General features: G+C 70.1%; 28 protein-coding genes and 2 tRNA genes. 17 read left to right on the forward strand and 13 right to left on the reverse strand.

Annotation, left to right across the window (positions count from 1 at the left end):
• Nucleotides 1–13: 13 nt before the first annotated feature.
• From Q9R33_RS10190 to Q9R33_RS10220, 7 genes are read left to right on the forward strand one after another with little or no spacing between them, the layout of a single operon-like run.
• A complete protein-coding gene (locus tag Q9R33_RS10190; protein ID WP_311293676.1) occupies nucleotides 14–925 on the forward strand; it encodes an ABC transporter ATP-binding protein in 912 nt (303 codons plus the stop codon).
• Nucleotides 922–1,731, forward strand: coding sequence for an ABC transporter permease subunit (locus Q9R33_RS10195; protein ID WP_056367471.1), 810 nt, complete (start codon nucleotides 922–924; stop codon nucleotides 1,729–1,731). The genes Q9R33_RS10190 and Q9R33_RS10195 overlap by 4 nt, the downstream gene beginning before the upstream one ends.
• A gap of 10 nt (nucleotides 1,732–1,741) precedes the next feature.
• Nucleotides 1,742–3,043 (forward strand): histidine kinase, encoded by a 1,302-nt coding sequence (locus tag Q9R33_RS10200; protein ID WP_311293677.1) that lies wholly within the window; start codon nucleotides 1,742–1,744, stop codon nucleotides 3,041–3,043.
• Nucleotides 3,040–3,741 carry a response regulator transcription factor gene (locus Q9R33_RS10205; protein WP_056367473.1) on the forward strand — a complete coding sequence of 234 codons (702 nt, stop codon included), beginning with the start codon at nucleotides 3,040–3,042 and terminating at the stop codon, nucleotides 3,739–3,741. The genes Q9R33_RS10200 and Q9R33_RS10205 overlap by 4 nt, the downstream gene beginning before the upstream one ends.
• 46 nt (nucleotides 3,742–3,787) lie before the next feature.
• Nucleotides 3,788–4,897 carry a mechanosensitive ion channel domain-containing protein gene (locus tag Q9R33_RS10210; RefSeq protein WP_311293678.1) on the forward strand — a complete coding sequence of 370 codons (1,110 nt, stop codon included), beginning with the start codon at nucleotides 3,788–3,790 and terminating at the stop codon, nucleotides 4,895–4,897.
• On the forward strand, nucleotides 4,894–5,376 hold the full coding sequence (locus tag Q9R33_RS10215; protein ID WP_311293679.1) for a globin: 483 nt from the start codon (nucleotides 4,894–4,896) through the stop codon (nucleotides 5,374–5,376). The genes Q9R33_RS10210 and Q9R33_RS10215 overlap by 4 nt, the downstream gene beginning before the upstream one ends.
• Nucleotides 5,377–5,415: 39 nt before the next feature.
• Nucleotides 5,416–7,074, forward strand: coding sequence for an FAD-binding dehydrogenase (locus tag Q9R33_RS10220; RefSeq protein ID WP_311293680.1), 1,659 nt, complete (start codon nucleotides 5,416–5,418; stop codon nucleotides 7,072–7,074).
• Nucleotides 7,075–7,089: 15 nt separating this feature from the next.
• Here the strand turns inward: Q9R33_RS10220 and Q9R33_RS10225 are convergent, their stop codons facing one another.
• A complete protein-coding gene (locus Q9R33_RS10225; protein ID WP_310246941.1) occupies nucleotides 7,090–7,767 on the reverse strand; it encodes a hypothetical protein in 678 nt (225 codons plus the stop codon).
• Nucleotides 7,768–7,879: 112 nt separating this feature from the next.
• On the opposite strand from Q9R33_RS10225, the gene Q9R33_RS10230 reads away from it, so the two are divergent.
• A complete protein-coding gene (locus Q9R33_RS10230; RefSeq protein WP_311293833.1) occupies nucleotides 7,880–8,740 on the forward strand; it encodes an acyl-CoA thioesterase II in 861 nt (286 codons plus the stop codon).
• 13 nt (nucleotides 8,741–8,753) lie between these two features.
• Here Q9R33_RS10230 and Q9R33_RS10235 read toward each other — a convergent pair whose 3' ends face one another.
• The 4 genes from Q9R33_RS10235 to Q9R33_RS10250 form a co-directional block, all read right to left on the reverse strand.
• Nucleotides 8,754–9,266 carry a thioesterase family protein gene (locus Q9R33_RS10235; protein WP_310247291.1) on the reverse strand — a complete coding sequence of 171 codons (513 nt, stop codon included), beginning with the start codon at nucleotides 9,264–9,266 and terminating at the stop codon, nucleotides 8,754–8,756.
• 1 nt (nucleotide 9,267) lies between these two features.
• Nucleotides 9,268–10,947, reverse strand: a complete 1,680-nt coding sequence (gene ettA / locus Q9R33_RS10240) for an energy-dependent translational throttle protein EttA (protein ID WP_056367479.1) — start codon at nucleotides 10,945–10,947, stop codon at nucleotides 9,268–9,270.
• 112 nt (nucleotides 10,948–11,059) lie between these two features.
• Entirely contained in the window at nucleotides 11,060–11,587 is a 528-nt protein-coding gene (locus Q9R33_RS10245; protein WP_396654088.1) for a DUF6993 domain-containing protein, read from the reverse strand.
• A 42-nt stretch (nucleotides 11,588–11,629) separates the two neighbouring features.
• Complete coding sequence (locus Q9R33_RS10250) at nucleotides 11,630–12,172, reverse strand: single-stranded DNA-binding protein (protein WP_311293681.1); 543 nt, start codon at nucleotides 12,170–12,172, stop codon at nucleotides 11,630–11,632.
• Nucleotides 12,173–12,399: 227 nt separating this feature from the next.
• Here Q9R33_RS10250 and Q9R33_RS10255 point away from each other — a divergent pair, with 227 nt between their 5' ends.
• Nucleotides 12,400–12,663 (forward strand): hypothetical protein, encoded by a 264-nt coding sequence (locus Q9R33_RS10255; RefSeq protein ID WP_311293682.1) that lies wholly within the window; start codon nucleotides 12,400–12,402, stop codon nucleotides 12,661–12,663.
• Between the two features lie 35 nt (nucleotides 12,664–12,698).
• On the opposite strand, the gene Q9R33_RS10260 is transcribed toward Q9R33_RS10255, so the two are convergent.
• Complete coding sequence (locus tag Q9R33_RS10260; protein WP_056367482.1) at nucleotides 12,699–14,123, reverse strand: PLP-dependent aminotransferase family protein; 1,425 nt, start codon at nucleotides 14,121–14,123, stop codon at nucleotides 12,699–12,701.
• Between the two features lie 61 nt (nucleotides 14,124–14,184).
• On the opposite strand from Q9R33_RS10260, the gene Q9R33_RS10265 reads away from it, so the two are divergent.
• Nucleotides 14,185–14,793 (forward strand): hypothetical protein, encoded by a 609-nt coding sequence (locus Q9R33_RS10265; RefSeq protein WP_310246956.1) that lies wholly within the window; start codon nucleotides 14,185–14,187, stop codon nucleotides 14,791–14,793.
• A gap of 46 nt (nucleotides 14,794–14,839) precedes the next feature.
• On the opposite strand, the gene Q9R33_RS10270 is transcribed toward Q9R33_RS10265, so the two are convergent.
• Nucleotides 14,840–15,052 (reverse strand): hypothetical protein, encoded by a 213-nt coding sequence (locus Q9R33_RS10270; protein ID WP_056367484.1) that lies wholly within the window; start codon nucleotides 15,050–15,052, stop codon nucleotides 14,840–14,842.
• A gap of 106 nt (nucleotides 15,053–15,158) precedes the next feature.
• On the opposite strand from Q9R33_RS10270, the gene Q9R33_RS10275 reads away from it, so the two are divergent.
• From Q9R33_RS10275 to Q9R33_RS10300, 6 genes are all read left to right on the forward strand, one after another.
• Nucleotides 15,159–15,231 (forward strand) — tRNA-Arg (locus Q9R33_RS10275).
• Nucleotides 15,232–15,308: 77 nt separating this feature from the next.
• Entirely contained in the window at nucleotides 15,309–15,935 is a 627-nt protein-coding gene (gene orn, locus Q9R33_RS10280; RefSeq protein WP_056367485.1) for an oligoribonuclease, read from the forward strand.
• A 37-nt stretch (nucleotides 15,936–15,972) separates the two neighbouring features.
• A tRNA-His gene (locus Q9R33_RS10285) sits at nucleotides 15,973–16,048 on the forward strand.
• 58 nt (nucleotides 16,049–16,106) lie between these two features.
• Nucleotides 16,107–16,454 carry a metallopeptidase family protein gene (locus tag Q9R33_RS10290; protein WP_082496959.1) on the forward strand — a complete coding sequence of 116 codons (348 nt, stop codon included), beginning with the start codon at nucleotides 16,107–16,109 and terminating at the stop codon, nucleotides 16,452–16,454.
• Nucleotides 16,454–16,753, forward strand: a complete 300-nt coding sequence (clpS, locus tag Q9R33_RS10295; protein ID WP_056367487.1) for an ATP-dependent Clp protease adapter ClpS — start codon at nucleotides 16,454–16,456, stop codon at nucleotides 16,751–16,753. Before Q9R33_RS10290 ends, clpS begins: the two co-directional genes overlap by 1 nt.
• Nucleotides 16,750–17,244, forward strand: coding sequence for a DUF2017 family protein (locus Q9R33_RS10300; protein ID WP_310246963.1), 495 nt, complete (start codon nucleotides 16,750–16,752; stop codon nucleotides 17,242–17,244). Before clpS ends, Q9R33_RS10300 begins: the two co-directional genes overlap by 4 nt.
• Before the next feature lie 7 nt (nucleotides 17,245–17,251).
• Here the strand turns inward: Q9R33_RS10300 and Q9R33_RS10305 are convergent, their stop codons facing one another.
• The 6 genes from Q9R33_RS10305 to gatC all read right to left on the reverse strand — a co-directional run bounded on the left by Q9R33_RS10305 (nucleotide 17,252) and on the right by gatC (nucleotide 22,942).
• Entirely contained in the window at nucleotides 17,252–17,776 is a 525-nt protein-coding gene (locus tag Q9R33_RS10305; RefSeq protein ID WP_310247294.1) for a hypothetical protein, read from the reverse strand.
• 43 nt (nucleotides 17,777–17,819) lie between these two features.
• Nucleotides 17,820–18,140 carry a hypothetical protein gene (locus Q9R33_RS10310; RefSeq protein WP_056367489.1) on the reverse strand — a complete coding sequence of 107 codons (321 nt, stop codon included), beginning with the start codon at nucleotides 18,138–18,140 and terminating at the stop codon, nucleotides 17,820–17,822.
• 82 nt (nucleotides 18,141–18,222) lie between these two features.
• Nucleotides 18,223–19,485, reverse strand: a complete 1,263-nt coding sequence (locus tag Q9R33_RS10315) for a DNA polymerase IV (RefSeq protein ID WP_310246967.1) — start codon at nucleotides 19,483–19,485, stop codon at nucleotides 18,223–18,225.
• 103 nt (nucleotides 19,486–19,588) lie between these two features.
• Complete coding sequence (gene gatB / locus Q9R33_RS10320; protein WP_310246970.1) at nucleotides 19,589–21,112, reverse strand: Asp-tRNA(Asn)/Glu-tRNA(Gln) amidotransferase subunit GatB; 1,524 nt, start codon at nucleotides 21,110–21,112, stop codon at nucleotides 19,589–19,591.
• Nucleotides 21,112–22,632, reverse strand: a complete 1,521-nt coding sequence (gene gatA, locus Q9R33_RS10325) for an Asp-tRNA(Asn)/Glu-tRNA(Gln) amidotransferase subunit GatA (protein WP_310246973.1) — start codon at nucleotides 22,630–22,632, stop codon at nucleotides 21,112–21,114. Before gatA ends, gatB begins: the two co-directional genes overlap by 1 nt.
• A 10-nt stretch (nucleotides 22,633–22,642) precedes the next feature.
• Nucleotides 22,643–22,942 (reverse strand): Asp-tRNA(Asn)/Glu-tRNA(Gln) amidotransferase subunit GatC, encoded by a 300-nt coding sequence (gene gatC / locus Q9R33_RS10330; protein WP_056368308.1) that lies wholly within the window; start codon nucleotides 22,940–22,942, stop codon nucleotides 22,643–22,645.
• Between the two features lie 60 nt (nucleotides 22,943–23,002).
• On the opposite strand from gatC, the gene Q9R33_RS10335 reads away from it, so the two are divergent.
• On the forward strand, nucleotides 23,003–24,703 hold the full coding sequence (locus Q9R33_RS10335; protein WP_310246975.1) for a long-chain-fatty-acid--CoA ligase: 1,701 nt from the start codon (nucleotides 23,003–23,005) through the stop codon (nucleotides 24,701–24,703).
• The last annotated feature ends 4 nt before the right edge of the window (nucleotides 24,704–24,707 follow it).

The following is a 24,707-nucleotide window of genomic DNA, read 5'->3' on the forward strand; positions in this document are numbered from 1 at the left end:
TAGCGTTGTGGGCATGATCGTTGCAGAACAGCTCACGAAGCGCTTCGGAGACAAGACCGCGGTGTCCAACGTGTCGTTCACCGTGCAGCCGGGGAAGGTCACCGGGTTCCTCGGTCCGAACGGCGCCGGCAAGTCGACCACCATGCGGATGATCGTCGGCCTCGACCGGCCCACATCCGGCACGGTGACCGTCTCCGGCCAGGATTACGCGCACCTGCGCTCACCGCTGACCGAGGTCGGCGTCCTGCTCGACGCGAAGGCCGTGCACACGGGTCGCTCGGCCCGCAACCACCTGCGCGCCATGGCCGCGACCCACGGCATCGGCCGCTCGCGCGTCGACGAGGTGATCGAGCTCACCGGCATCTCGTCGGTCGCCGGAAAGCGGGCAGGCAAGTTCTCGCTCGGCATGGGCCAGCGGCTGGGCATCGCGGCGGCGCTGCTCGGCGATCCGCGCACGCTCATCCTCGACGAGCCCGTGAACGGCCTCGATCCCGAGGGCGTGCGGTGGGTGCGCCAGTTCGTGCGGCATCTCGCCGCCGAGGGGCGCACCGTCCTGCTCTCCAGCCACCTCATGAGCGAGATGGCGCAGACCGCGGACCACGTCATCGTGCTCGGCCGCGGGCAGGTGCTCGCCGATGCCGAGCTGTCCGAGCTCGTGCAGGCGTGGACCACCAACAACGTCATCGTGCGGTCGCCGCGCCTGTCGGAGCTCGTCGCCGCCCTCGCGGGCCCCGACGTCACCGTGACGGCGTCGTCCCCCGGTGTCGCCGAGATCTCAGGCGTCACCGCCGCGTCGATCGGCGACCTCGCCGCCTCGCTCGGCATTCCCGTCCACGAACTCACCTCCCGCACCGGATCACTGGAAGACGCCTATCTCGCCCTCACCGGCGACGCCGTCGAGTACACCTCCAAGGAGATCGCATGACCGCCCTCGCCCCCGCCACGCGTGCCGACGCCGGAGCGCGCGCCGCATCGCCGTACCGACTGACGTTCGCGAATCTGCTGCGCAGCGAGTGGATCAAGATCACGACGCTCCGCTCGACGTGGTGGTCGCTCGCGATCACCGCTGTGCTCTCCATCGGCATCTCGATGATGATCGCGTCGGCGTCCGCCCAGTTCGGCGGCGGATTCCCCGCGGTCAGCGCGATCCTCTCGCCGACGCAGTTCACCATGCTCGTCGCCGGCATCCTCGGGGCGATCGTCATCACCGGCGAGTACTCGACAGGGATGATCCGCTCGACACTCACCGCCGAGCCGCGCCGCGGCGCCGTCGTCGTGGCGAAGGCGGTCGTCATCGGCGTGCTCATCGCGCTGACGACCGTGGTGACCTACGCCCTCGCGATCGCGGCGACCGCCCCGTTCCTCGCTGAGGGGATCGACTGGTCGGAGCCAGCGCAGTCGATCGTGCCGCTCGCGCTGGGCGTGCTCTCGATGGTGGTCTTCACCCTCATCGGCCTCGGGTTCGGGTTCATCCTGCGCAACGGCGCCGGAGCCATCGCGGTGACCGTCGGCGTCCTGTTCGTCCTGCCCATCGTGTTCAGCCTGTTCTCGATGTTCGGTGAGAGCTGGAGCTGGATCGCCGACCTCGCCGAGTACCTCCCGATGAATGCCGCGTCGGCGGTGACCGCTCCGGGCGCGGAGGACCTCACCGTACCGCTGGTCACGTTGGCCGCCTGGGGCCTCGTGCCGCTGGTGGGCGGCTGGGCGGTGCTGCGCGGACGCGACGCGTAGAGTCGACCGAATGCCGCGATCCGCCAGCCAGGCCGTCGTCGGTGCCGCTCCCGGCGCCGACGACGGCCTGCTGCTGCCGCGACCCCCGGGGGTCTTCCGGCGCTTCTGGGCGCGGCATCCGCGAGCCGCCGATGTGATCGTCGCGGTCCTCGCGTTCCTCCTGTCCGCACCCACTGCCGCGTTCCGCTCCGAATACCCGATCCCCCCGACGGTGCCGCAGACGGTGTACGCGATCGTCGTGGTCGTCGGCGCCTGCGTCGCCCTGGTGTTCCGCCGCTCGCGGCCGCTCCTCGTCTTCGCCGCGGCGGCGCTGCCCCTGGTGATCCTGCCGCCGAGCCTGGTCCCGGCATCCCATCTCCTTCCGGCCTTCGCGATCTACGCGGTCGCGGTCTATCGGTCGGTGCGGTCGTGCTGGATCGCCTTCGCCACGGCGACCGGCCTGATGGCGGTCTACACGGTCGTCGCCGGCCTCGCGGATCCCACAACGTGGGGCTACCTCGTCACTTCGCTGGTGTCGGGCGCCATCGCCATGCTCATCGGGGCGTTGATCGGGGTCAACGTCGGCAACCGGCGACGCTATCTCGAGGCGCTCATCGACCGATCCCGCCAGCTGCTCGTAGAGCGCGATCAGCAGGCGCGCCTGGGTGCCGCCGCCGAGCGCACGCGGATCGCCCGCGAGATGCACGACATCGTCTCGCACAACCTGACCGTCATCGTCGCCCTCGCCGAGGGGGCGACCGCGACTGCGGACCCGGCCCGCGCGCGGGCGGTCACCGAGCAGATCGCCGACACGGCACGCGGCGCCCTGACCGAGATGCGTGCGATGCTCGGCGTGCTGCGCGATCCCGAACTGTCCCCGGACGCGCCCCTCGCGCCGGTCGACGCGGCGTCGGTCGCGGATGCGGTCGAGTCGGCGCAGCGCGCCGGGTTCCCGGTCGTGCTGCACGTGGAGGGTCGCCTCGACGATGTCCCCGCGGAGGTGCGGTTCGCAGTGGCGCGCATCGTGCAGGAATCCCTCACCAACGCGATGCGGCACGCTCCCCTCGCCACCACGATCGACGCGCGGATCGCCGTGCGTGCGGACGCCGTCGACCTCGACATCGTGAACGACGGCGTGCGGCCGCGCACCGAAGCCGCAGATTCGCCCGGGGGCGCGGGGTTCGGCCTCCCGGGGCTCCGCGAGCGCGCGGCGCACGTGGGCGGCACCCTGCAGGCCGGACCCGTCGACGGCAGACGGTGGGCCGTGCGCGCTTCGCTGCCGCTGTCGGCCCAGGCAGGCGCGAAGGCCGACCTGGAGGAGAACGCACCATGACGACACCCATCCGCGTCCTCCTGGTCGACGACCAGGAGCTCATCCGACTCGGCTTCCGTCTGGTGCTCGAGGCCGAACCGGACGTCGAGGTGGTCGGTGAGGCGGCCGACGGCGACGAGGCGCTGCGTGCGGTGGCCGCCCATGCACCGGATGTGGTGCTGATGGACATTCGGATGCCGCGCACCGACGGCATCGCGGCGACCCGGTCCATCGTCGCCGCACACCCGTCGACGCGCGTTCTCGTGCTCACCACGTTCGACCTCGACGAGTACGCCGTGGGAGCGCTCGATGCCGGCGCCAGCGGATTCCTCCTCAAGGATGCGCACCGCTCCGAGCTCACCGCGGCGATCCGCGCCGTGCATCGGGGCGACGCCGTGCTGGCGCCGTCGGTCACACGGCGGCTCATCGACCGGCTCCACGCGGCGCCGCCCGTCACGGAACCCCCGAGCCCGGCGGGCGACCCGACGGCCGAGCTCACCCAGCGCGAACGGGAGGTGTTCCTCGCGATCGCGCGCGGGATGAACAACGCCGAGATCGCGGCCCATCTGTTCCTCAGCGAATCGACGGTGAAGACGCATGTCGGCCGCGTGCTGGCCAAGATCGGGGCGCGCGACCGGGTTCACGCAGTGATCCTCGCCCACCGTCATCGGCTGGTCGACGAGTCCGCGCCGCCCGACGGCGAGCGGTCCACAACCTGAGCGCCGCCCAGGCTGAGCGCGTCCTCACCTCGTTAGGATCGTGACGATGATCAGCCTCCCCCTCGACACAACGACTCCCGACGAGCCGACCATCGCAGACATCGAGTTCTGGCAGCAGGTCGGCGATTTCTTCGTCAAGGCCGGCTGGAACCTGCTCACCGTCGCCGGCATCATCGTCGGCGCATTCATCCTCGCCTGGATCCTCCGCTTCGTGATCCACCGGGTCGTCAGCCGCATCGTCAACGGCGCCAAGAACAAGGCGAACGTCGACGACACCCAGGCGCTCGAGCGGTCACCGCTCGCGTCGGTGCGGCTCGTCCAGCGCACGCGCACGCTCGGTTCGATCCTCGGCAACATCGTCAACGTGACGATCGTGATCATCGCGCTGCTGCTGATCATCAACGTGCTGGCGCCGACCGCTCTCGGATCGCTCACGCTGCTCACCGCCGCCATCGGCGCCGGTCTCGGCTTCGGCGCGCAGAACATCGTCAAGGACGTGCTCAATGGGATCTTCATCGTGGCCGAGGATCAGGTGGGGATCGGCGACGTGGTCGACCTCGGACTGGCGACGGGCGTCGTCGAGTACGTGAGCGTCCGCGTCACGCACGTCCGCGACGTCAACGGCACCCTCTGGTACGTGCGCAACGGCGAGATCCTGCGCATCGGCAACCTCTCGCAGGGCTGGTCGCGGGTCATCCTCGACCTCTCGGTGGCCACCGACTCCGACATCGGCGAGGTCGAGAAGGCGATGCTCGACACCGCCAAGGAACTCTCGAAGGATCCGAAGTGGCGCACGCGCATCCTCGAGCAGCCCGAGGTGTGGGGCCTCGAGTCGATCTCGGGCGACGCGCTCGTCATCCGTCTCGTCATGAAGACCCGCGCGAACGCGAAGGACGACGTGGCACGCGAGCTGCGCATGCGGCTGAAGCACACGATCGATGAGATGGGCATCACGCTGCCCGCCCTCACCGCGGTCATGCCGAGCGGCCTCGAGGGCGCTCAGCGTGTGCGCGGCGCCAACCCGCCCAAGACCAAGCCCACGCCGGTCGCTTCCACGCCGGAGCGTCCCGTGTGGAAGCCGAAGCGAACCCCCAAGAAGCCGTCGACACCGCCCACGGGCGACGAGCCCGGCCCGACCACCGGAGGAACCCCATGACGGACCCGGCCACCCCGCTGAGCTTCTACGACGAGGTCGGCGGCCACGACACGTTCGTGCGGCTCGTCGACGTGTTCTACCGCGGGGTCGCCGAGGACGAGGTCCTGCGCCCCATGTACCCCGAGGAGGACCTCGGCCCGGCGCAGGAGCGGCTCACGCTGTTCCTCGAGCAGTACTGGGGCGGTCCGACGACGTACAGCCAGGAGCGCGGCCACCCCCGGCTGCGTATGCGTCACGCGGCGTTCCACGTGGACCCCGACGCGCGCGACCGCTGGCTCGCGCACATGCGGGTCGCCGTGGACGAGCTCCAGCTCCCGCCGCTGCACGAGGCCACCCTCTGGGATTACCTCCAGCGCGCCGCGTATGCCATGGTGAATACCTTCGAGCCCTCGGGCATCGGACCCGCCGCAGGACCCCGGGCTGCGGCATCCATTCCCGTCACGGCGGCACCGCCGGCCGACACCGACCCCGCTCGCTGAGCTTCGCCTCAGCCTCCCCTCGCCGACGAAGGAGTCGACATGCCCTCCCACCACACCGACATCCTCGTCATCGGATGGGGACTCGCCGGTCTCGTCGCCACCGCGGAGGCGGTCGCGGCAGGCAAGCGCGTGACGATCGTCGACCAGGAGCCCCGGTCGAATCTCGGCGGGCAGGCGTGGTGGTCGTTCGGCGGCCTCTTCTTCATCGATTCGCCCGAGCAGCGACGCCTCGGCATCCGCGACTCGCTCGAGCTCGCCCGGCAGGACTGGTTCGGCAACGCCGGGTTCGACCGCGACGAGGATCTCTGGCCCCGACGCTGGGCCGAGGCCTACCTGCAGTTCGCGCACGAGGAGAAGCGCGCGTGGCTGCGCGAGAAGGGCGTCGGCTTCTTCCCGATCGTCGGCTGGGCGGAGCGAGGCGGATACACCGCGACCGGTCCGGGCAACTCGGTGCCGCGCTTCCACATCACGTGGGGCACCGGGCCCGGGATCGTGGCGCCGTTCCAGGCGGCTGTGGAAGCCGGTGAGGCCGACGGCCGCGTGACGATCCTCCCCCGCCATCGCGTCGCCTCTCTCACCGTCGACGGTGAGATCGTCACGGGCGCGGCCGGTGACGTCCTGGCTCCGTCCGGCGCCGCGCGCGGCGTCGCGAGCTCGCGCGAAGTCGTCGACACCTTCGAGGTCACGGCGGACGCGACGATCGTCTCGTCCGGAGGCATCGGGGGCAACCATGACCTCGTCCGCCAGTGGTGGCCCGAGCGCCTCGGCACTCCCCCCGCCACGATGGTGACCGGCGTTCCGGCGTACGTCGACGGCTCGATGCAGCCCGTGTCGGCGGCCGCGGGCGCGCGCCTGATCAACGGCGACCGCATGTGGCACTACGTCGAGGGCATCCAGAACTGGGATCCGATCTGGCCGGATCACGGCATCCGCATCCTTCCCGGGCCTTCGTCGGTGTGGCTCGACGCGACGGGCAATCGCCTGCCGGTGCCGCTCTTCCCCGGGTTCGACACATTGGGCACGCTCGCACACCTGCGCGCCACTGGGCACGACCACTCATGGTTCGTGCTGTCGCTGAAGATCATCGAGAAGGAGTTCACGCTCTCCGGCAGCGAGCAGAACCCCGACCTCACCGGCAAGGACGTCAAGCTCCTCGCGAAATCCCGCCTCGGAAAGGGCGCCGCCGGTCCCGTGCAGGCGTTCATGGATCACGGCGCCGACTTCGTCGTGCGCGACAGCCTCGACGACCTCATCGCGGGCATGCAGGCGCTCCCCGGCGGCGACGCGCTCGACGCCGACCGTGTCCGGTTCGAGGTCGAGGCTCGCGACCGTGAGATCGACAACGACTTCACCAAGGACGCCCAGATCGCGATGCTGCGCTCGGCGCGCGCGTTCCGCGGCGACCGCCTCATCCGCACCGCGAGCCCGCACCGCATCCTCGACCCCAAGTCCGGGCCGCTCATCGCCGTGAAGCTGCACGTGCTCACCCGAAAGTCCCTGGGCGGCATCGAGACCGACCTGTCGGGCCGCGCCCTCGGTGCCGGCGGCGAGCCCGTTCCCGGCCTGTACGCCGCGGGCGAGGCGAGCGGATTCGGCGGCGGCGGCATCCACGGCTATCGCGCCCTCGAGGGCACTTTCGTCGGCGGATGCCTCTTCTCGGGGCGGGTCGCCGGGCGCGCGGCGGCGGCGGCCATGTGACCACGAGGGTCGGGCTCAGTTCGCAGAGGATCCCGTACGACGCACGGGGGTGAGTCCGCTCGCCACCGGTCCACGCACCAGCACATGCCCGCGGCTGAGGCTCACTCGCGTCCACGGTCCGCTGGCGAAGACCCGAGCGGTCTCGCCGCCGCTGATGAAGCCGAGGCTCAGAGCTGCGAACGCGACGCCGAGCGGCAGACCTCCCAGCTCGTCATCGGGCGCGCCCCACACGGCGGCACGGACGGTGCGCACCACGTCTTCGCCGGCGTCCGTCGGCACCGTGTCGGCGACGCGGGCGATCCCCCCTTGGGCTTTGGCGGCGAGCGTCGAGGCCTCGATGCCGGGCCGCGCGTCCCAGCCGCTGCGCGGCGGGGTGATGCCCGCCCAGGCGGGCGACAGGGCGGTCTCGGGAAGCGAGAGCGCGCGCGGATCATCGGCGGTCGCAGACAGGGCGGATGCCTCGACCACGAGGTCGCACACGAGCTCGGGGTCCGCGTTCAGCGATCGGAGCGCAAGGACGGTCGGGGTCGGATCCCCGAAGCCGCGCGGTGCGAGCGGTGCCGCAGTCATCGCCAGGATCCCGCCGGAGGCCTGCAGCCGCACGCCCTCGACGGTGAAGCGCGCTGCCCGACCCGCGAAGGTGAGGGCGTCGGCGGCGGACTCGGGATCGGCGAGCAACAGGCGCGGTGACATCGCCCTCTAAGCTACCAAGCGGACCGACGGGCGGCCGCCGCCCCGGAGAGGAGCACCCGTGGATGCCGAGCCGAACGCCGAGACCGTGCCGGAGAAGGACCCGGTCGCGTCGATGCTGTCGGTCATCGATCTGAGCGCGTCCGACGCGCGCACCACGGAGGACATCTTCACCGGCGCATCGCAGTCGATGCCGCTCGGGCGCGTCTACGGCGGCCAGGTACTCGCGCAGTCCATCGTCGCCGCGTCGCGCACGATCCCCGAAGAGCGCATCGTGCACTCGATGCACGGGTACTTCCTCCGCCCGGGCGACTCGGCGAAGGGCATCACGTTCTCGGTGGACCGCATCCACGACGGCCGTTCGTTCTCGACCCGGCGCACGCAGGCGTTCCAGGAGGGAGTCCCGATCTTCTCGATGATCGCGTCCTTCCAGGACGAGGACCCGGGGCTCGAGCATCAGGAGCCCATGCCGGAAGGCGTGCCCGCGCCCGAGGACCTCCCCGACATCGAGTCGCACCTCGGCGGCCTGCATCCGATGTCCAAGCGGCTCTTCACCGATCGACCCGTGGATCTTCGGCACGTTCCGGCGCCGATCTATGTCGCGGCGGACGCCGTGAAGGCGCCGCGCCAGGCGGTCTGGATGCGCGTGCGCCGCCCGATTCCGGACGACCCCGCGATCCACCGCGCCGCGCTCGCGTACCTGAGCGACCTGACCATCCAGGAGTCGATCCTGCGCGCACACGGCGTCTCGTGGGCGACGCCGGGTCTGAAGGTCGCGAGCCTCGACCACGCCATGTGGTGGCATCGGTTCGGCCGCGTGGACGAATGGATGCTGTACGTCCAGGAGTCCCCGAGCGCCCGCGGTGGCCGGGGCCTGGCGTCAGGACGGATCTACGCCGCTGACGGCACCCTGCTGGCCAGCGTCGCCCAGGAGATCATGATCCGGGTTCCCGGGGCCGGCGGCGACGCCGGCTGAGTCGGTCGGCCGGTCAGCGCCGGTGGGCGTAGTGGATCGGCTCGCCGACGTAGGGCCCCCACGCCGCGCGCTCCTCGCCCGTGAGCCGGAGCGGGCGCCCGGTCTCGGCATCCACTTTCACGATGACCGTGGTGGCGCGTGCGTACAGCGTTCGACCGCCTGCAGCGGACTCGACCGGGCTGTAGACCTCGTAGCAGACCTCGATGCTCGACCCGCCCAGCTTGCCGAACCACATCTGCACGTCGAGCGGATGCCGCTGATACGGGACCGGCGCCAGGTACTCGATCTCCTGCCGGGCGATGAGCGTCAGCATCCCGCTGAAGATACTCGAGTCCAGCACCGCCGTCGACGGCGCGTCCTCGCCGGGCTCGGGTAGCCAGAACGCTCGCACCCGGGCCTCTTCGAGCAGCTTCAGCATCGACGTGTTGTTGACGTGGTTGAACGCGTCGAGGTCTCCCCATCGCAGGTGTATGGGGATGTGCAGGCGGCGGTCGCCGGCCGAGGCTGCGACCGCCGCGTCTCCCATCTCAGTCACGCGTGAGCTTGCGGTACGCGGTGCGGTGCGGACGCGCCGCCTCCGCACCCAGGCGCTCGACCTTGTTCGCCTCGTACGCCTCGAAGTTGCCCTCGAACCAGTACCACTTGTCGGGGTTCTCGTCGGTGCCTTCGTAGGCGAGGATGTGGGTCGCGATGCGGTCGAGGAACCAGCGGTCGTGCGTGATGACCACCGCACACCCGGGGAACTCGAGCAGCGCGTTCTCGAGCGACTGGAGGGTCTCGACGTCGAGGTCGTTCGTCGGCTCGTCGAGGAGCAGCAGGTTGCCGCCCTCCTTGAGCGTGAGCGCGAGGTTGAGGCGGTTGCGCTCACCGCCGGAGAGCACTCCGGCCTTCTTCTGCTGATCAGGACCCTTGAACCCGAACTTCGACACATAGGCGCGCGAGGGGATCTCGGTCTTGCCGACCGTGATGATGTCGAGCCCGTCCGACACGACCTCCCACAGCGTCTTGTTGGGGTCGATGTTGGCCCGCGACTGGTCGACGTAACTGATCTTGACCGTCTCGCCCACCTTGAGGTCGCCGCCGTCGAGGGGCTCGAGCCCCACGATGGTCTTGAAGAGCGTCGTCTTTCCCACGCCGTTCGGGCCGATGACTCCGACGATGCCGTTCGGCGGGAGCGTGAAGCTCAGCCCGTCGATGAGCGAGCGGCCGTCGAAGCCCTTCTGCAGCTTCTTCGCGTCGATCACGACGCTGCCCAGGCGCGGCCCGGGCGGGATCGTGATCTCCTCGAAGTCGAGCTTGCGCGTGCGGTCGGCCTCGGCCGCCATCTCCTCGTAGCGCGCGAGACGCGCCTTGGACTTGGCCTGGCGCCCCTTCTGGTTGGAGCGCACCCACTCCAGCTCCTCAGCGAGGCGCTTTGCGAGCTTGGCATCCTTCTTGCCCTGGATGGCGAGACGCTCCGCCTTCTTCTCCAGGTAGGTCGAGTAGTTGCCCTCGTAGCCGATGAGGCGCCCGCGGTCGACCTCGGCGATCCACTCGGCCACGTTGTCGAGGAAGTACCGGTCGTGGGTGATCGCGATGACGGCGCCGGCATACTTCTGCAGGTGCTGCTCGAGCCACAGCACGCTCTCGGCGTCGAGGTGGTTCGTGGGCTCGTCGAGCAGCAGCAGGTCGGGCTTCTGCAGCAGGAGCTTGGTCAGCGCGACACGGCGCTTCTCACCGCCCGAGAGCGGGCCGATCTGGGCGTCGCCCGGCGGCGTGCGCAGCGCGTCCATCGCCTGCTCGAGCTGGGAGTCGAGATCCCAGGCGTCGGCGGCGTCGATCTCTTCCTGCAGCACGCCCATCTCGGCCAGCAGTGCGTCGAAGTCGGCGTCGGGATCTGCCATGAGGCCCGAGATCTCGTTGAACCGGTCGACCTTCGCCTTGATAGCGATGCCGTCCTGAATGTTCTCGAGGACCGTCTTGGTCTCGTCGAGCTCGGGCTCCTGCATCAGGATGCCGACCGTGAAGCCGGGGCTCAGCTTCGCCTCGCCGTTGGACGGCGTGTCGAGCCCGGCCATGATCTTCAGGATCGTCGACTTTCCGGCGCCGTTGGGGCCGACCATGCCGATCTTCGCGCCCGGGAGGAACGCCATCGTGACGTCGTCGAGGATCAGCTTGTCGCCGACGGCCTTACGGGCGCGGACCATCGAGTAGATGTACTCAGCCATGCGGGTTTCTGTTCTCCTTGGACTTCAGACGTCAGCGTCCCAGCCTACCGGGCGACGCGACGAGCGGCGTGAGCCGACTCACGTCCGTCATGGTGTGAGCGGCGGTCGGACCTCACCAGTCGATGGGCCGCGTCTGCCCGACGAGGCAGGTCCCCTCGGCGAGCACCGGCACCACGACGGTGACCGGGTCACCCGTCGCCGGACCCACCTGGCCGATCAGGCACTGATCGTTCCAGCGCACCGAGAACTGGATGCTCTCGGCGGGATTGCCCACCGTCGACTGATCCTGGGTCACCTGCATCGCGGCCTTGTCGAACCCCGCCGCAGTGAGCGCATCGATGTACGCCCGCCCGGTCACCCGGGCGTCCGTCGCCCACACCGCCGCGGTGACCGACGAGAACAGCGGGAGGTTGTCGTCCGCGGTCCCGTCCGGCACGAGCGTGGGCTCGGCCGACGTCGTCGGCGTTGCGCTCGGGCTCGGGGCGCCGTCGGTGGGGGTCGCGGTGGGGGTCGGTGTCGCCTCCGGGGCGCCGGGGCTGCACGCCGTGAGCACCCCGACGAGCGCAACGGTCAGGATCACCCGTGCGGCGCGCAGTGAACGGACATCGAAGCGAGCGCGGGGCGGGAGGTCTCGGGCCACGGGGAGAGTTTAGGGCCGCCGGCCCCGCGCAAGCTGAACGCCTCAGAAGGGCGCCTCCATGCCGTCCGTCGACGGGTCGTCGCCCGCCCCGACAGCGACGAGCATCGGCCTCGCGGCCGGTTCGACCTCGCCCGCAGGCCCACCATCGATCCCGGGGGCCGCCCACGCGTCGGCACCCACGGGAGTCGGCCGCGCCTGTGCGGCGTCGATCGTCGCGCTTCGGGAATCCTTCACGAACGTCGTCGTCCCCCAGAGCAGGTCGTGCCCGATCGCCTCCGCGTCGATCTCGATCGCCGTGCCACGGCGCGTGCCGTTGTCCCATTCCCGCAGCCGGAGGCGGCCCGTGAGGATCACCCGATCTCCCTTCTGCAAGGACTGGTGAGCATGGTCGGCCAGCGAACGGAACACCGACACGGTGTACCAGTTCGTCCCGGCGTCGGTCCAGGCTTCCGCTTCGCGGTCGTAGCGGCGCTGGCCGCTCGCGACACGGAAGGTGGTGATCGGCACCCCGGCCGGCGTCCGTTTCAACTCCGGAGGTGTCGCCACGTTGCCGGTGATCGTGATGGTGTCGCCTCTGTCGCTCATCGCTCATCCTCTCTGTCACCCGAGGACCATCCTCGGTCCTGCCGGCGCCCCGTGCCCGAGGACGCCGGCAGTGGATCCAGACTCGCCGCGCCGAAGCGCTCGGAGTGCGGCGTGCGGGCGATCTGTGGACAGCGGCGTGGCGTGCTCGCCTGGGGAGGAAACGCCGGAGGACATCGCCACCCGGAATGTCGGAGGTCGTAGCTATGTTCGACTCTGAAGGAGGCACCATGTCAGCTCTCGTCGAAACCCGCACATCGGGCGCTCCCCTGCTCCGGTCGCGGACCAGCATGCGTCTCGTCACCGCGGCACCTTCCCTGTGGCGGGTCGTGGAACCGGGCGGCCGTGTGATCGGCCATCTCCAAGAAGTCGCCCAGGCCGGCGCCATCCGCTTCCGCGCGCGGCGGTACAGCCCCGCAGCTCGCGTCTTCCGCGATCTGGGCGACTTCTGGAACGCAGACGACGCTGTGGAGTGCCTGGCATTCGCCCGTTGAACCCCGTCCAGCGGGCATGGGCGCCACCCGGTGGTTCAGATGACGGCGCCGACCTGCTCCACGAGCGTCGAGGGCGCGCCGGCACGGACCGACGACCAGGCGTCCGCGAGCACGTCCGCGGCGCGCACCGTCTCCTCGGGCGGCGCCGTGAAAGGCACGCGGAGGTGTCTCTCGTGCCCGCCCTCCACGGAGAAACGCGGCCCGGCGCTCAGCAGCACGCCGCGCGCCCGCGCCTCGATGACCAGCGCGGAACTGAGCGGGGCACCCAGCTCGATCCAGAGCGAGACGCCACCATGCACGTCAGGGACGTCCCACGCAGGCAGACGCTCCCCCAGCGCGCGCACCAGCGCGTCGCGACCCGCTCGCAGCAGCTCCGAGCGCTGCCGGACGATGTCGTCGAACTGCGAGTGCAGCCGGGTGGCGATCGCCTGCTCGAACTCGGGCGTACCGAGGTCGTGCGCCGGCCGCGCGGCGACCAGCCTGCGGATCAGGTCGCCGTCGGCGCGCACCCACCCGAGCCGCAGCCCGCCCCACACCGTCTTGCCCAGTGAGCCGATGCGCACGACCGTCCCGGGCTCGGACGCCGTGAAGCCGGCCGCGAGCGGGCCGCGGTCGATGTCCAGCTCCGCGGTCGTCTCATCGAGGACGAGCACCGATCCCGACCGCTCCCCCGCCGCGAGCATCGCCTCACGCTCTCCGACGCTCATGCTCCGGCCCGTGGGATTCTGGAAGTCGGGCATCAGGTACGCCATCACGGGAAGGGTGCGCGCGAAGGCCTGCTCGGCCCGATCGAGGTCCCAGCCTTCTCCGGTCGTGACGGGGACGCCCACCAGCCGGGCGCCGGCCCGGCGGAGAGCGTCGGCCGCGTGCGGATAGGTCGGCGTCTCGACCAGCACGCGGTCCCCGCGGCCGATGAGCACGGTCGACACGAGATGGATCGCGCTCTGGGCGCCCGTCGTCACAAGCACCTCATCAGCGCGCGTCGGCACCCCGCGCGCGGTGTACCGGTCGGCGATCGCCTCACGCAGCTCGATGCGCCCGAGGACGTCGTACCCCACGCGCGACACCAGCGCGGACGCACCGCCCGCCATCTCGGCCATGATCCCGGCTAACCCCGGCCATGCGGGCGGGCTGGCCTGCTGGAGATCGATCATCCCCTCGCCGGCGTCGGCGCGCCCGGGCTCCCGGCGTCCGAGCGGCAGTGTGACGCTGCCCGAGCCGCGCAGACTCGCGATGTGGGCCGTCTCCCGAAGGCTCCGATAGGCCGCCGCCACCGTGCTGCGACTCAGGTGCAGGGCGGACGCCAGCTCGCGCTCGGCCGGCAGTGCGGTGCGAGGGGCGAGACGGTTGTCCAGGCAGAGCAGACGGATGCCGTCGGCCAGCGCTTCGTATGCAGGCTCGCGCGTGCGCCAGCCACCGAGGGCCGCCGCCAGGGCGCGCGCAGAGATGCGGGAGTCCATGGGGCCAGAGTAGTCGCATTGGACTGGGAGCTACGATCCAATTCTGCGATTGGATGGATCCATGCCACGCCGCATCGTCCAACTGCTCGTCGGTCTCTTCCTTTACGGAGCGGGCTGCGCCCTGACCGTCGAAGCCGGCCTGGGCGTCGATCCCTGGACCGTCTTCGCCCAGGGGCTGTCCGTCCGCACGGGGATCGGCATCGGCTGGATCACCAATATCGTGGGCTTCTTCGTGCTCCTGTTGTGGATTCCGCTCCGGCAGAAGCCGGGCGTCGGCACGATCGCGAACATCCTCCTGGTCGGCACCAGCATGCAGATCGTCCTCGGTGTCGTCCCGCCGATCTCGGGGTTCGTCGCCCAGTTCGCGACACTGCTCGGCGGGATCATCCTGGTCGCGATCGCGTCGGGCCTCTACATCGGGGCGCATTTCGGCCCCGGGCCACGCGACGGCCTGATGACAGGCATGCACGCGCGCCTCGGGTGGCCCATCTGGCTGTGCCGTGCCCTGGTCGAGGTGTCGGTGCTGATCGTGGGATGGCTCCTCGGCGGCACGGTCGGGATCGGCACGGTGCTCTTCGCGGTCCTGATCGGCCCGCTGGTGCACGTCGCACTGCCCCTGCTCGACACCCGCAGGAAGCCGACGCGCGTCGCCGCCGAGCGCTCGGCGTGACGCGCGTCACCCGGCGGCGCACCCGCGACCGGGCGCGCCGTGCGGGTCAGTGCTCGCGGAACATGGGCCAGTCGCTGCCCGGCGTCATGTGCGAGTGAAGTGCGCTCTTCGCGATCTCCATCGTCGGGTACGTACCCGTCGCTTCGCTCGCGCCTGCCATCGTGACCGTGTAGCCGTCGTCGTCCTTGCGGATGCTGCCGGCGACACCCGATGCTCCGTAGGCGACCCAGAGAGGGTGGTGCGTCTGCGTGGTGCTCATCGGTGAACTCCTTTCGATGCCTCCGGTCCTGACGCTACGCCGAGAGACGGTCATCCGCCAGCGTCCGCGACGGCGTGGTGCGACCCGGTAGTGTGGAATAACCCTTCCCTCCGTAGCTCAGGGGACAGAGCGAGCGGTTTCTACCCGCCAGGTCGGGGGTTCGAATCCTCCCGGAGGGGCGAACGGGTCCGGCGTGGGAGTCGGCACCCGAGTCCAGGCCCGTGGGATGTCTGGACTAGTGACAAGGATGGAGCACATGGTGGGTGCATCCGAGAACGACCGTCTGGTGTGGATCGACTGCGAGATGACCGGGCTCGACCTGGGCGTGGACGAACTGGTGGAGATCGCTGTGGTCATCACCGATTTCGAGCTGCGCACTCTCGATCCGGGATTCTCCGTCGTGATCAAACCCGACGACTCGGCGCTGGCGAACATGAATGAGTTCGTCACCAATATGCACCGCAGCTCCGGGCTGCTCGACGAGATCCCGCACGGCGTGAGCCTGGCGGACGCCGAGTTCCAGGTCCTCGAGTACATCCAGCGGTTCGTCCCGCTGGAGGGCAAGGCCCCTCTCGCCGGGAACACCATCGGCACCGACCGCATGTTCCTGGCGAAGTACATGCCGCGTGTCGACCGGTGGCTCCATTACCGCAACGTCGACGTGTCGAGCATCAAAGAGCTCTCGCGCCGCTGGTACCCGCGCGCGTACATCCACGCACCCGCGAAGGACGGCGGTCACCGCGCCCTGGCCGACATCCTCGAGTCGATCCGCGAACTCGCCTACTACCGCCAGGCGGTGTTCGTTCCGGAGCCCGGTCCGACGAGCGACGGCGCGCGCGCCGCGGCCGCTTCCGTCGTGTCGTCGTTTGCTCCGGAGGTGTGAGAGAATCGTCTGGTTGCCCGCGCGAGCGGGAGACATGGTGGGTATAGCTCAGTTGGTAGAGCACCTGGTTGTGGTCCAGGGGGTCGCGGGTTCAAGTCCCGTTACTCACCCCAAATCGATCGAATGGGGCGCGTCTTACGCGCCCCATTCGCGTAGAAGCGGGGCATCATGATGGAGATGGATGCCGCGACCTTCGAGACGCTCGTGATCGACGAGCTGGATGCGCTCCCGGACGACATGGTCGAGGGCCTCGACAACGTCGTGTTCGTGGTCGAAGACCGACCCGAGGACGGCAGTCTCGACCTGCTGGGACTGTACGACGGCTGGGCGCTGACCGAGCGGGAGCGCTACGGCATCGGCGAGCTGCCCGACCGCATCATCGTGTACCGTGAGCCGCACCTCGCGGTCTGCGACGACGAGGACGAGCTGCGCGACGAGGTGCATACGACGCTCGTGCACGAGATCGCGCACTTCTACGGAATCGATGACGACCGCCTGCACGAGCTGGGGTGGGCATGATGGCCGCGCTCGCCACACCGTCGGTCGACGAGGACATCGACCTCTCCGAACGCGTAGACCCTGCGCGCCCCTGGCAGACCGTCGTCTGGGACGATCCGGTCAACCTCATGAGCTATGTGACGCACGTGTTCCGCGAGTACTTCGGCCTCGCCCGCCCTGACGCGGAGCGCCTCATGCTCGCGGTTCACAACGAGGGGCATGCGGTCGTCTCGCGCGGTCCCCGCGAGCAGATGGAGTTGCACGCGCAAGCGATGCACGACTACGGCCTGTGGGCCACCGTGAGGCAGGAGCCCCGATGAGTGACCGGATCGTCGTGCTCGAGGTCGCCCGCCTGGAGGCCGCCCATCTCGCGGGCCTGGTCGGCCAGTTCGCCGAACTGCTGCGCGAATCCGCGCCCGACGACGGCGACCCCGCCATCGCCCGGCTGGTGCCGTCGGCTTACTCGGACGACGAGGACGCGGCGCGGGAGTTCCGGGCGTTCACGCAGTCCGACCTGCTCGATCGGCGTGCCACCGACGCAGGTCTCGTGCTGGCATCCCTCCAGGAGGCGGCCGAGATCCCGGAGGACCCCGACGACCCGGCACTGCTGGAGCAGGTGGAGATCAGGCTCGCCCCCGAGACGGCTCAGGCCTGGTTGCGCACCCTCGCCGCCGTCCGCCTGGTGCTCGCCACTCGGCTGGGCGTCGTCGACGAGGACGAGCACGAGCACGATGATCCGCGATTCGGCGTCTACGACTGGATCGGGTACCGGCTCGACGGTCTCGTGGCGGCTCTCGACATCGAGGACTGAGCCGCGCTCACGGCACGGGGAACACGAGGGACGCGAGGCTCATCGGATCGTCGCGGGTCACGTGCCGCTGTTCCTGGCGCGCCCACCGATCCCAATGAGGACGGTACGTCTCGCCGTCGCGAGCCAGGGCGCGCTCCTTGCGCGACGCCGCCGGCGACTCGAGCCACACCCGCACATCGGCGAGCCGAGCGGTCGCCGGGGTGAGCACACCGGCACCTTCGACGATGAGCGGCAGAGACGGATCGACGGCATGCGCCTCGGCAGGTTCGCCGACGGTCCAGTCCCACCGCTGCCACACCCCCACGATTCCCTTGGCGTGCGGGGTCAGGATGTGCTCCCTCGCGAGCTCGACGCCGTCGTCCAGGCCGTCCCAGCCCGGGTAGATCGAGTCGAGCGCCACGAGTTGAACGCGGCCGCGCAGCGGCCATCGTGCGACGAGCGTGCGTGCCAGCGATGTCTTGCCCGCACCGCTTCGTCCGTCGATGAGGACCACGGGATTGGATGCAGCGACCTGCGCGACTGCCGCGATGATCCGATCGACCGCGATCCCGAGCGAATGGCCGACCGCGTCCGGGCTACTTCTTGAGGGTGCGGATGACACGGCTGAGCGCGCGACCGGCGAAGAAGACGAACGGAACCGCGACGGCCAGGAGCGCGATGATGTTCGGCTCGAACCGGAGATCGTCGCCCCGACGGATATATGCGCCAACCGGGATGGCCCAGCCGCCACCGCCGCCACCGCCGTTCCCCGCCTCGTCGGATCCGCCGCCGAATCCTGACCACGTCAGCGCCACCGGGATGATGCGGACGCCGTCGACGTCCTGCTGATCGCCGTATGCGCTCTTCACGCCGAAGGACGCGGACTGCTTGCCGAGTTCGAGTGCGATGTTGGGCATGGGTCCAACGTACCCGCCGCCGCGCCGCGCGCACAGCGCGGAGGCGAACTCCGGCGACGCTGCCGAGCCTCGTGCGAGCGCGTCACCCCTGGTCGAGCCGGGGCGGGGGCGGGCTGGACGGCAGGGTGCCCCCACCACGCGTACCGAGCAGTGTCGCGCGGGTGACCGCGCCGCGTCCGAACTTCGCGGTGGCACCGTCGAGCGCATCCTCGATGCGCCGCCATCCCTCGTCGTCGTCCCACAGCGTCGGCATCGCCGCACCCGCCGGGCGCAGCTTCTCCGCGCGCACGCCGATGAGCCGTACCGGCAGCGCGCGATCCACCGACGCGAACAGTTCGTGGGCGGCATCGCCGATGCGCTGCCCGACGGCCGTGGGCTCGGGGAGCGTCTGCGAGCGGGAGATCGTCGTGAAGTCCGCGTAGCGCACCTTGATCGCGACGGTCGATGCCTCCCATCCGCTGCTGCGCAGTCGGGCGCCCACACGATCGGCGAGGCGTCGGAGTTCGGAGCGCAGGATGGCGGTGTCGCCGATGTCTTCGTGGAAGGTCTCTTCGTGCCCCACGCTCTTCTCGACGCGGGTCGTGTCGACCTCGCGCGCGTCGATCCCCCGCGCCAGGTGCCAGATCCGATCCCCCATCGCGACCCCGAGCGCCCGATCCAGCAGCTCGCGGGGCGTGTCGAGCACGTCGGCGATGGTGCGGATGCCGCGTGCCTCGAGCGCCTCGGACGTCTTGGGGCCGACGCCCCACAGTGCGCGCACCGACCGCGGCGCGAGGAACGCGGCCGTGTCGGCCTCCGCGACGATGAGCAGCCCGTCGGGTTTGCTCATCGTCGAGGCCATCTTCGCGACGTGCTTGGTCGCTGCGACGCCCACGCTGCACGTGAGGCCGGTCTCTTCGAGGACGCGGCGGCGCAGCATCCGTGCGATCTCTCCGGGACTCCCCCACAGCCGGCGCGCGCCCCGCACGTCGAGGAACGCCTCGTCGATCGAGAGCGGCTCGACCAGGGGGGTGACGTCGCGGAAGATGCGCATGACCTGCGCCGACGTCTCGAGATACCGGTCGAAATGCGGGGGGACGACGATCGCGTGCGGACACAGGCGGAGTGCCTGGCCGACCGGCATGGCCGAACGCACGCCGAAGCGGCGGGCCTCGTACGACGCGCTGGACACGACCGAGCGGCTGTCGGGCGCGCCGATGATGATCGCCTTACCGCGCAGCGACGGATCGTCCAGCTGCTCGACCGACGCGTAGAAGGCGTCCATATCGACGTGCAGGATGCCGGCGCCACTGTCGTCGGCACCTTCAGGTGAGACGACCCGGCCAGTCCCGTCGCCACGCCCCATGCCTCGATCCTTCCACCAACCTCGGACATCGAACGCGAGAGGGCGGATCCCGGTCGGAATCCGCCCTCTCGAAGCAGCACGGGTGCTCGTGCACCCTCGGCCGTTACGCGCCCGTCGAGCCGGCGCGCTCGAGCACGAGCTCGCGCACGCGCGCGGCGTCCGCCTGACCCTTCATCGCCTTCATGACCGCGCCGATGACGGCGCCCGCCGCCTGCACCTTCCCGTCGCGGATCTTCTCGAGCACGTCGGGCTGAGCGGCCAGCGCCTCGTCGATCGCCGCGATGAGCGCGCCGTCGTCCGAGACCACCGCGAGGCCGCGGGCGTCGACGATCTCCTGCGGCGTGCCCTCACCGGCGATCATGCCTTCGAGCACCTGGCGCGCGAGCTTGTCGGTGAGCGTTCCCGCGTCGACCAGCGCCTGCAGCGCGGCCACGTCCGCGGGGGTGGCGAGCTCAGCGGGCTCGCGACCCTCGGCGTTCGCGATGCGCAGCAGCTCACCCGTCCACCACTTGCGCGCCGCCGCGGGCGACGTGCCTGCGGCGATCGTCGCCTCGACCTCGGCGAGAAGACCGGCGTTGACGACGCCCTGGAAGTCGATGTCGGCGAACCCCCAGTCCGCTTTGAGACGGCGGCGGCGGGCTGCCGGCGGTTCGGGCAGCGCGGCGCGCAGCTGCTCGATCAGCTCGACGGACGGCGCCACCGGCAGCAGGTCGGGCTCGGGGAAGTAGCGGTAGTCGTCCGCGTCGGACTTGGGACGACCAGGCGACGTGGTGCCGGTGTCCTCGTGCCAGTGGCGCGTCTCCTGCGTGATCGTCCCGCCTGCGGCGAGGATGGCCGCCTGACGCTGGATCTCGTACCGCACGGCCCGCTCGACCGAGCGCATCGAGTTGACGTTCTTGGTCTCGGTGCGCGTGCCGAGCTTCTCCTGGCCACGAGGGCGCAGCGAGACATTGGCGTCGCAGCGGAGGTTTCCCCGCTCCATGCGCGCCTCCGAGATGCCCAGTGCGATCACGATGTCGCGGATCGTCGCGACGTACGCCTTCGCGATCTCGGGCGCGCGGTGCTCGGCGCCGAAGATCGGCTTGGTGACGATCTCGACGAGGGGCACGCCGGCTCGGTTGTAGTCGACCAGCGAGTACTCGGCGCCCTGGATGCGACCGGTCGAGCCGCCGACGTGCGTGAGCTTGCCGGCGTCCTCCTCCATGTGCGCGCGCTCGATCGGCACCGTGACGATCTCGCCGTCGGCAAGCTCGATGTCGACCGAGCCCTCGAAGGCGATGGGCTCGTCGTACTGCGAGATCTGGTAGTTCTTGCCGAGGTCGGGGTAGAAGTAGTTCTTCCGCGCGAACCGGCTCGACGGCGCGATCGAGCAGCCGAGGGCAAGGCCCAGGCTGATCGAATACCGCACCGCGGTCTCGTTGACGACGGGGAGCGCGCCCGGCAGTCCCATGTCGACGGGAGCGACGAGGGTGTTCGGCTCGGCACCGTGGTTCGCGTCGTTCGCCGGGTTGGCCGCCGCCGAGAACATCTTGGTCTCGGTGTTGAGCTCGACGTGCACCTCGAACCCGAGCACCGGCTCGTAGAGCTCGAGCGCCTTGTCGAAGTCCATCAGCTTGTCCTTCGCCATCAGCGGGCACCTCCGTTCGCGCCGAGCGCCGGCGCCCTGTCGAGGAGCGGACCGCCCCACGAGTCGACGAGCAGGGACTCCAGCGCCGCACCGACGCGGTACAGGCGAGCGTCCTCGTGTGCCGGGGCGAGGAACTGGATGCCGACCGGCAGGCCGTCCTCGGACGCCAGGCCGGACGGGATCGAGATTCCGGGTACGCCGGCGAGGTTCGCCGGGATGGTCGTCACGTCGTTGAGGTACATCTGCAGCGGGTCGTCGATCTTCTCGCCGAGCTTGAACGCCGTGGTGGGGGCCGACGGTGTCGCGATGACATCCACCTTCGAGAACGCGTCCGCGAAGTCCTGCTGGATGAGCGTGCGCACCTTCTGGGCCGAACCGTAGTAGGCGTCGTAGTAGCCCGCCGAGAGGGCGTAGGTGCCGAGGATGATGCGGCGCTTCACCTCCTCGCCGAAGCCGGCGTCGCGGGTCTTGGCCATGACGTCCTCCACGGTGCCGCCGGGAACGTCGACGCGCAGTCCGAAGCGGACCGAGTCGAACTTCGCCAGATTGCTGGATGCCTCGGCCGGGAGGATCAGGTAGTACGCGGCGACGCCGTACTCGAAGTGCGGCGCACTGATCTCGACGATCTCGGCGCCCTGGGCCTCCATCGCGGCGAGAGCCGCGCGGAAGGACTCCGACACGCCGGACTGGAAGCCGCTGTCGGGAAGCTCCCGGATCACGCCGACCTTGAGGCCCTTGAGCACCGCGCCGGTCGCGCCCTCGCGGGCCGCGGCCGCGAACGACGGCCAGTCGTGGGCCAGCGACGTGGAGTCGTGCGGGTCGTGCCCGCCGATCACGTCGTGGAGGAGGCCGGCGTCGAGCACCGTGCGCGTGACGGGACCGACCTGATCGAGACTCGAAGCCAGCGCGATCGCGCCGTAGCGGCTGACGCCGCCGTAGGTCGGCTTGATGCCCACGGTGCCGGTGACGTGCGCCGGCTGGCGGATGGATCCGCCGGTGTCGGAGCCGAGGGCGAGCGGGGCTTCGAAAGCCGCGACCGCGGCGGCCGAGCCACCGCCCGATCCGCCGGGGATGCGCGAGAGGTCCCAGGGGTTGCGCGTCGGACCGTACGCCGAGTGCTCGGTCGACGAGCCCATCGCGAACTCGTCCATGTTCGTCTTGCCGAGCGGGACGAGACCGGCGGCGCGCGAACGCGCGACGACGGTCGCGTCGTACGGCGACATGTAGCCCTCGAGGATCTTCGAACCGCTGGTCGACGGCATGTCGGTCGTGACCAGCACGTCCTTGATCGCGAGGGGAACGCCCGCGAGCGGGCCGAGGTCGTCGCCTGCTGCGCGCCGGCGGTCGATGTCGGCAGCCACATCCAGCGCGTGCTCGCTGACGTGGAGGAAGGCGTGCACATCGGCATCGACGGCGGCGATGCGGTCGAGGTGGGCCTGCGTGGCCTCGACGCTCGACACCTCGCCGGCGGAGAGCTTGTCTGCGAGCGCGGCGGCGCTCAGCTTCGTGAGATCGGTCACGTCGGGCCCCTTACTGCTCTTCGCCGAGGATCGCGGTCACGCGGAATCGGCCGTCCGCGGAATCCGGTGCGTTCTGCAGCACCTGCGCGAGCGTCAGCAGATCGCCGGGCACGTCCGAACGGAAGACGTTCTCGAGGGGGATCGGGTGACTGGTGGCGGGGACGTCGGGCGTGGCGACCTCGGAGACCTTGGCGATGTTGTCGACGATCGCGTCGAGCTGGCCGGTGAGGCGCTCGACCTCTCCGTCGCTCAGCTGGATCCGGGCGAGCACACCGAGATGGCGCACGAGATCGGGGGTGATTTCAGACACCACACAAGACTACCGGGGCCGCGCCCATGGCCCCGGGCGTCCCCGGCGTAGGCTGTGCCCGTGACGACCTACGACCCGCCGCGCCCCTGGATCGCCAGCTATGCCGAAGGGGTTCCGGAGGACCTCGCCCCCGTGACCGGCTCGCTCGTCGACATCGTCGATGCGTCGGCACGCGATTACCCGGATGCTGCGGCCCTGCAGTTCTTCGGACGCGAGACGTCCTACCGTTCCCTGCACGAGCAGATCGAGCGCGCGGCCGCCGGACTCCGTGACCTCGGGGTGAAGGCCGGCGACCCGGTCGCGATCGTGCTGCCGAACTGTCCGCAGCACATCGTCGCGTTCTACGCGATCCTGCGGCTGGGCGCGGTGGTGATCGAGCACAACCCGCTCTACACGCCGCGCGAGCTCCGCAAGCAGTTCGAGGACCACGGCGCGAAGCACGCGATCGTCTGGACCAAGGTCGTGGCGACTGTGCAGGAGTTCCCCGCGGACCTCGCCGTGACGAACCTCATCTCGGTCGACGTAATCACAGCGATGCCGTTCGGCACACGCCTGGCGCTCAAGCTCCCCATCGCCAAAGCCCGCGAGGCGCGCGAGGCGCTGACCGAGCGGGTCTCGGGGACGGTGACATGGGAGAAGGTCGTCGGGTCGCCGGCGCTGCCGGCATCCCATCCGCGCCCCGGCACCGACGACCTCGCGCTCATCCAGTACACGAGCGGAACCACCGGCACTCCGAAGGGCGCCTCGCTCACGCATCGGAACCTGCTCTCGAACGCGGCGCAGGCGCGCGCGTGGGTCCCGTCGATCGTCCGCGGAGACGGATGCGTCGTCTACGCGGTGCTGCCGATGTTCCACGCCTACGGACTCACGCTGTGCCTGACGTTCGCGATGTCGATGGGCGCGCGCCTGGTCCTCTTCCCCCGCTTCGACCCCGACATGGTGCTCGACGTCACGAAGAAGCATCCCGCCACCTTCCTCCCGCTCGTCCCGCCGATCGCCGATCGCCTCCTCAAGGCCGCGCGTGAGAAGGGCGTGTCGCTCGCGGGCACCCAGGTCGCGATCTCGGGAGCCATGGCGCTCCCGCATGAGCTCGTGGTGCCCTTCGAGGCGGCGTCCGGCGGGTTCCTCGTCGAGGGCTACGGGCTCAGCGAGTGCTCGCCGGTTCTGATGGCCAACCCGGTCGCCGACAACCGGGTCCCGGGGACGGTCGGCCTGCCGCTGCCGGGCACCGAGTGCCGCGTCGTCGACCCGGACGATCCGACGCAGGATGTGCCCGCCGGCGAACGGGGTGAGCTGGTCGTGCGTGGCCCGCAGGTGTTCAGCGGCTACTACGGCAAGCCCGAAGAGACCGAGGCGGTGTTCACCGATGGCTGGTTCCGCACCGGCGACATCGTCACGATCGACGACGCCGGGTTCGTGCGCATCGTCGATCGGATCAAGGAGCTGATCATCACGGGCGGCTTCAACGTCGCGCCCACCGAGGTCGAGAACGCTCTTCGCCAGTACCCCCAGGTCGAGGACGCGGCCGTCGTCGGACTCCCGAGCGAGCACTCCGGCGAGGAGGTCGTCGCCGCGATCGTGGTCGCCCCGGGCCAGGAGATCGATGTCGAAGCCGTGCGCGACTTCGCGCGGGGCATCCTCACGCCCTACAAGGTGCCGCGACGCATCTATGTGGTCGACGAGCTACCCAAGTCCCTGATCGGCAAGGTGCTGCGCCGCCAGGTGCGCGACCGCCTGCTCGCGCTGAACACGGGAGCCTGACGGC

Source organism: Microbacterium sp. PRC9 (assembly GCF_031844125.1).
GTDB lineage: Bacteria > Actinomycetota > Actinomycetes > Actinomycetales > Microbacteriaceae > Microbacterium.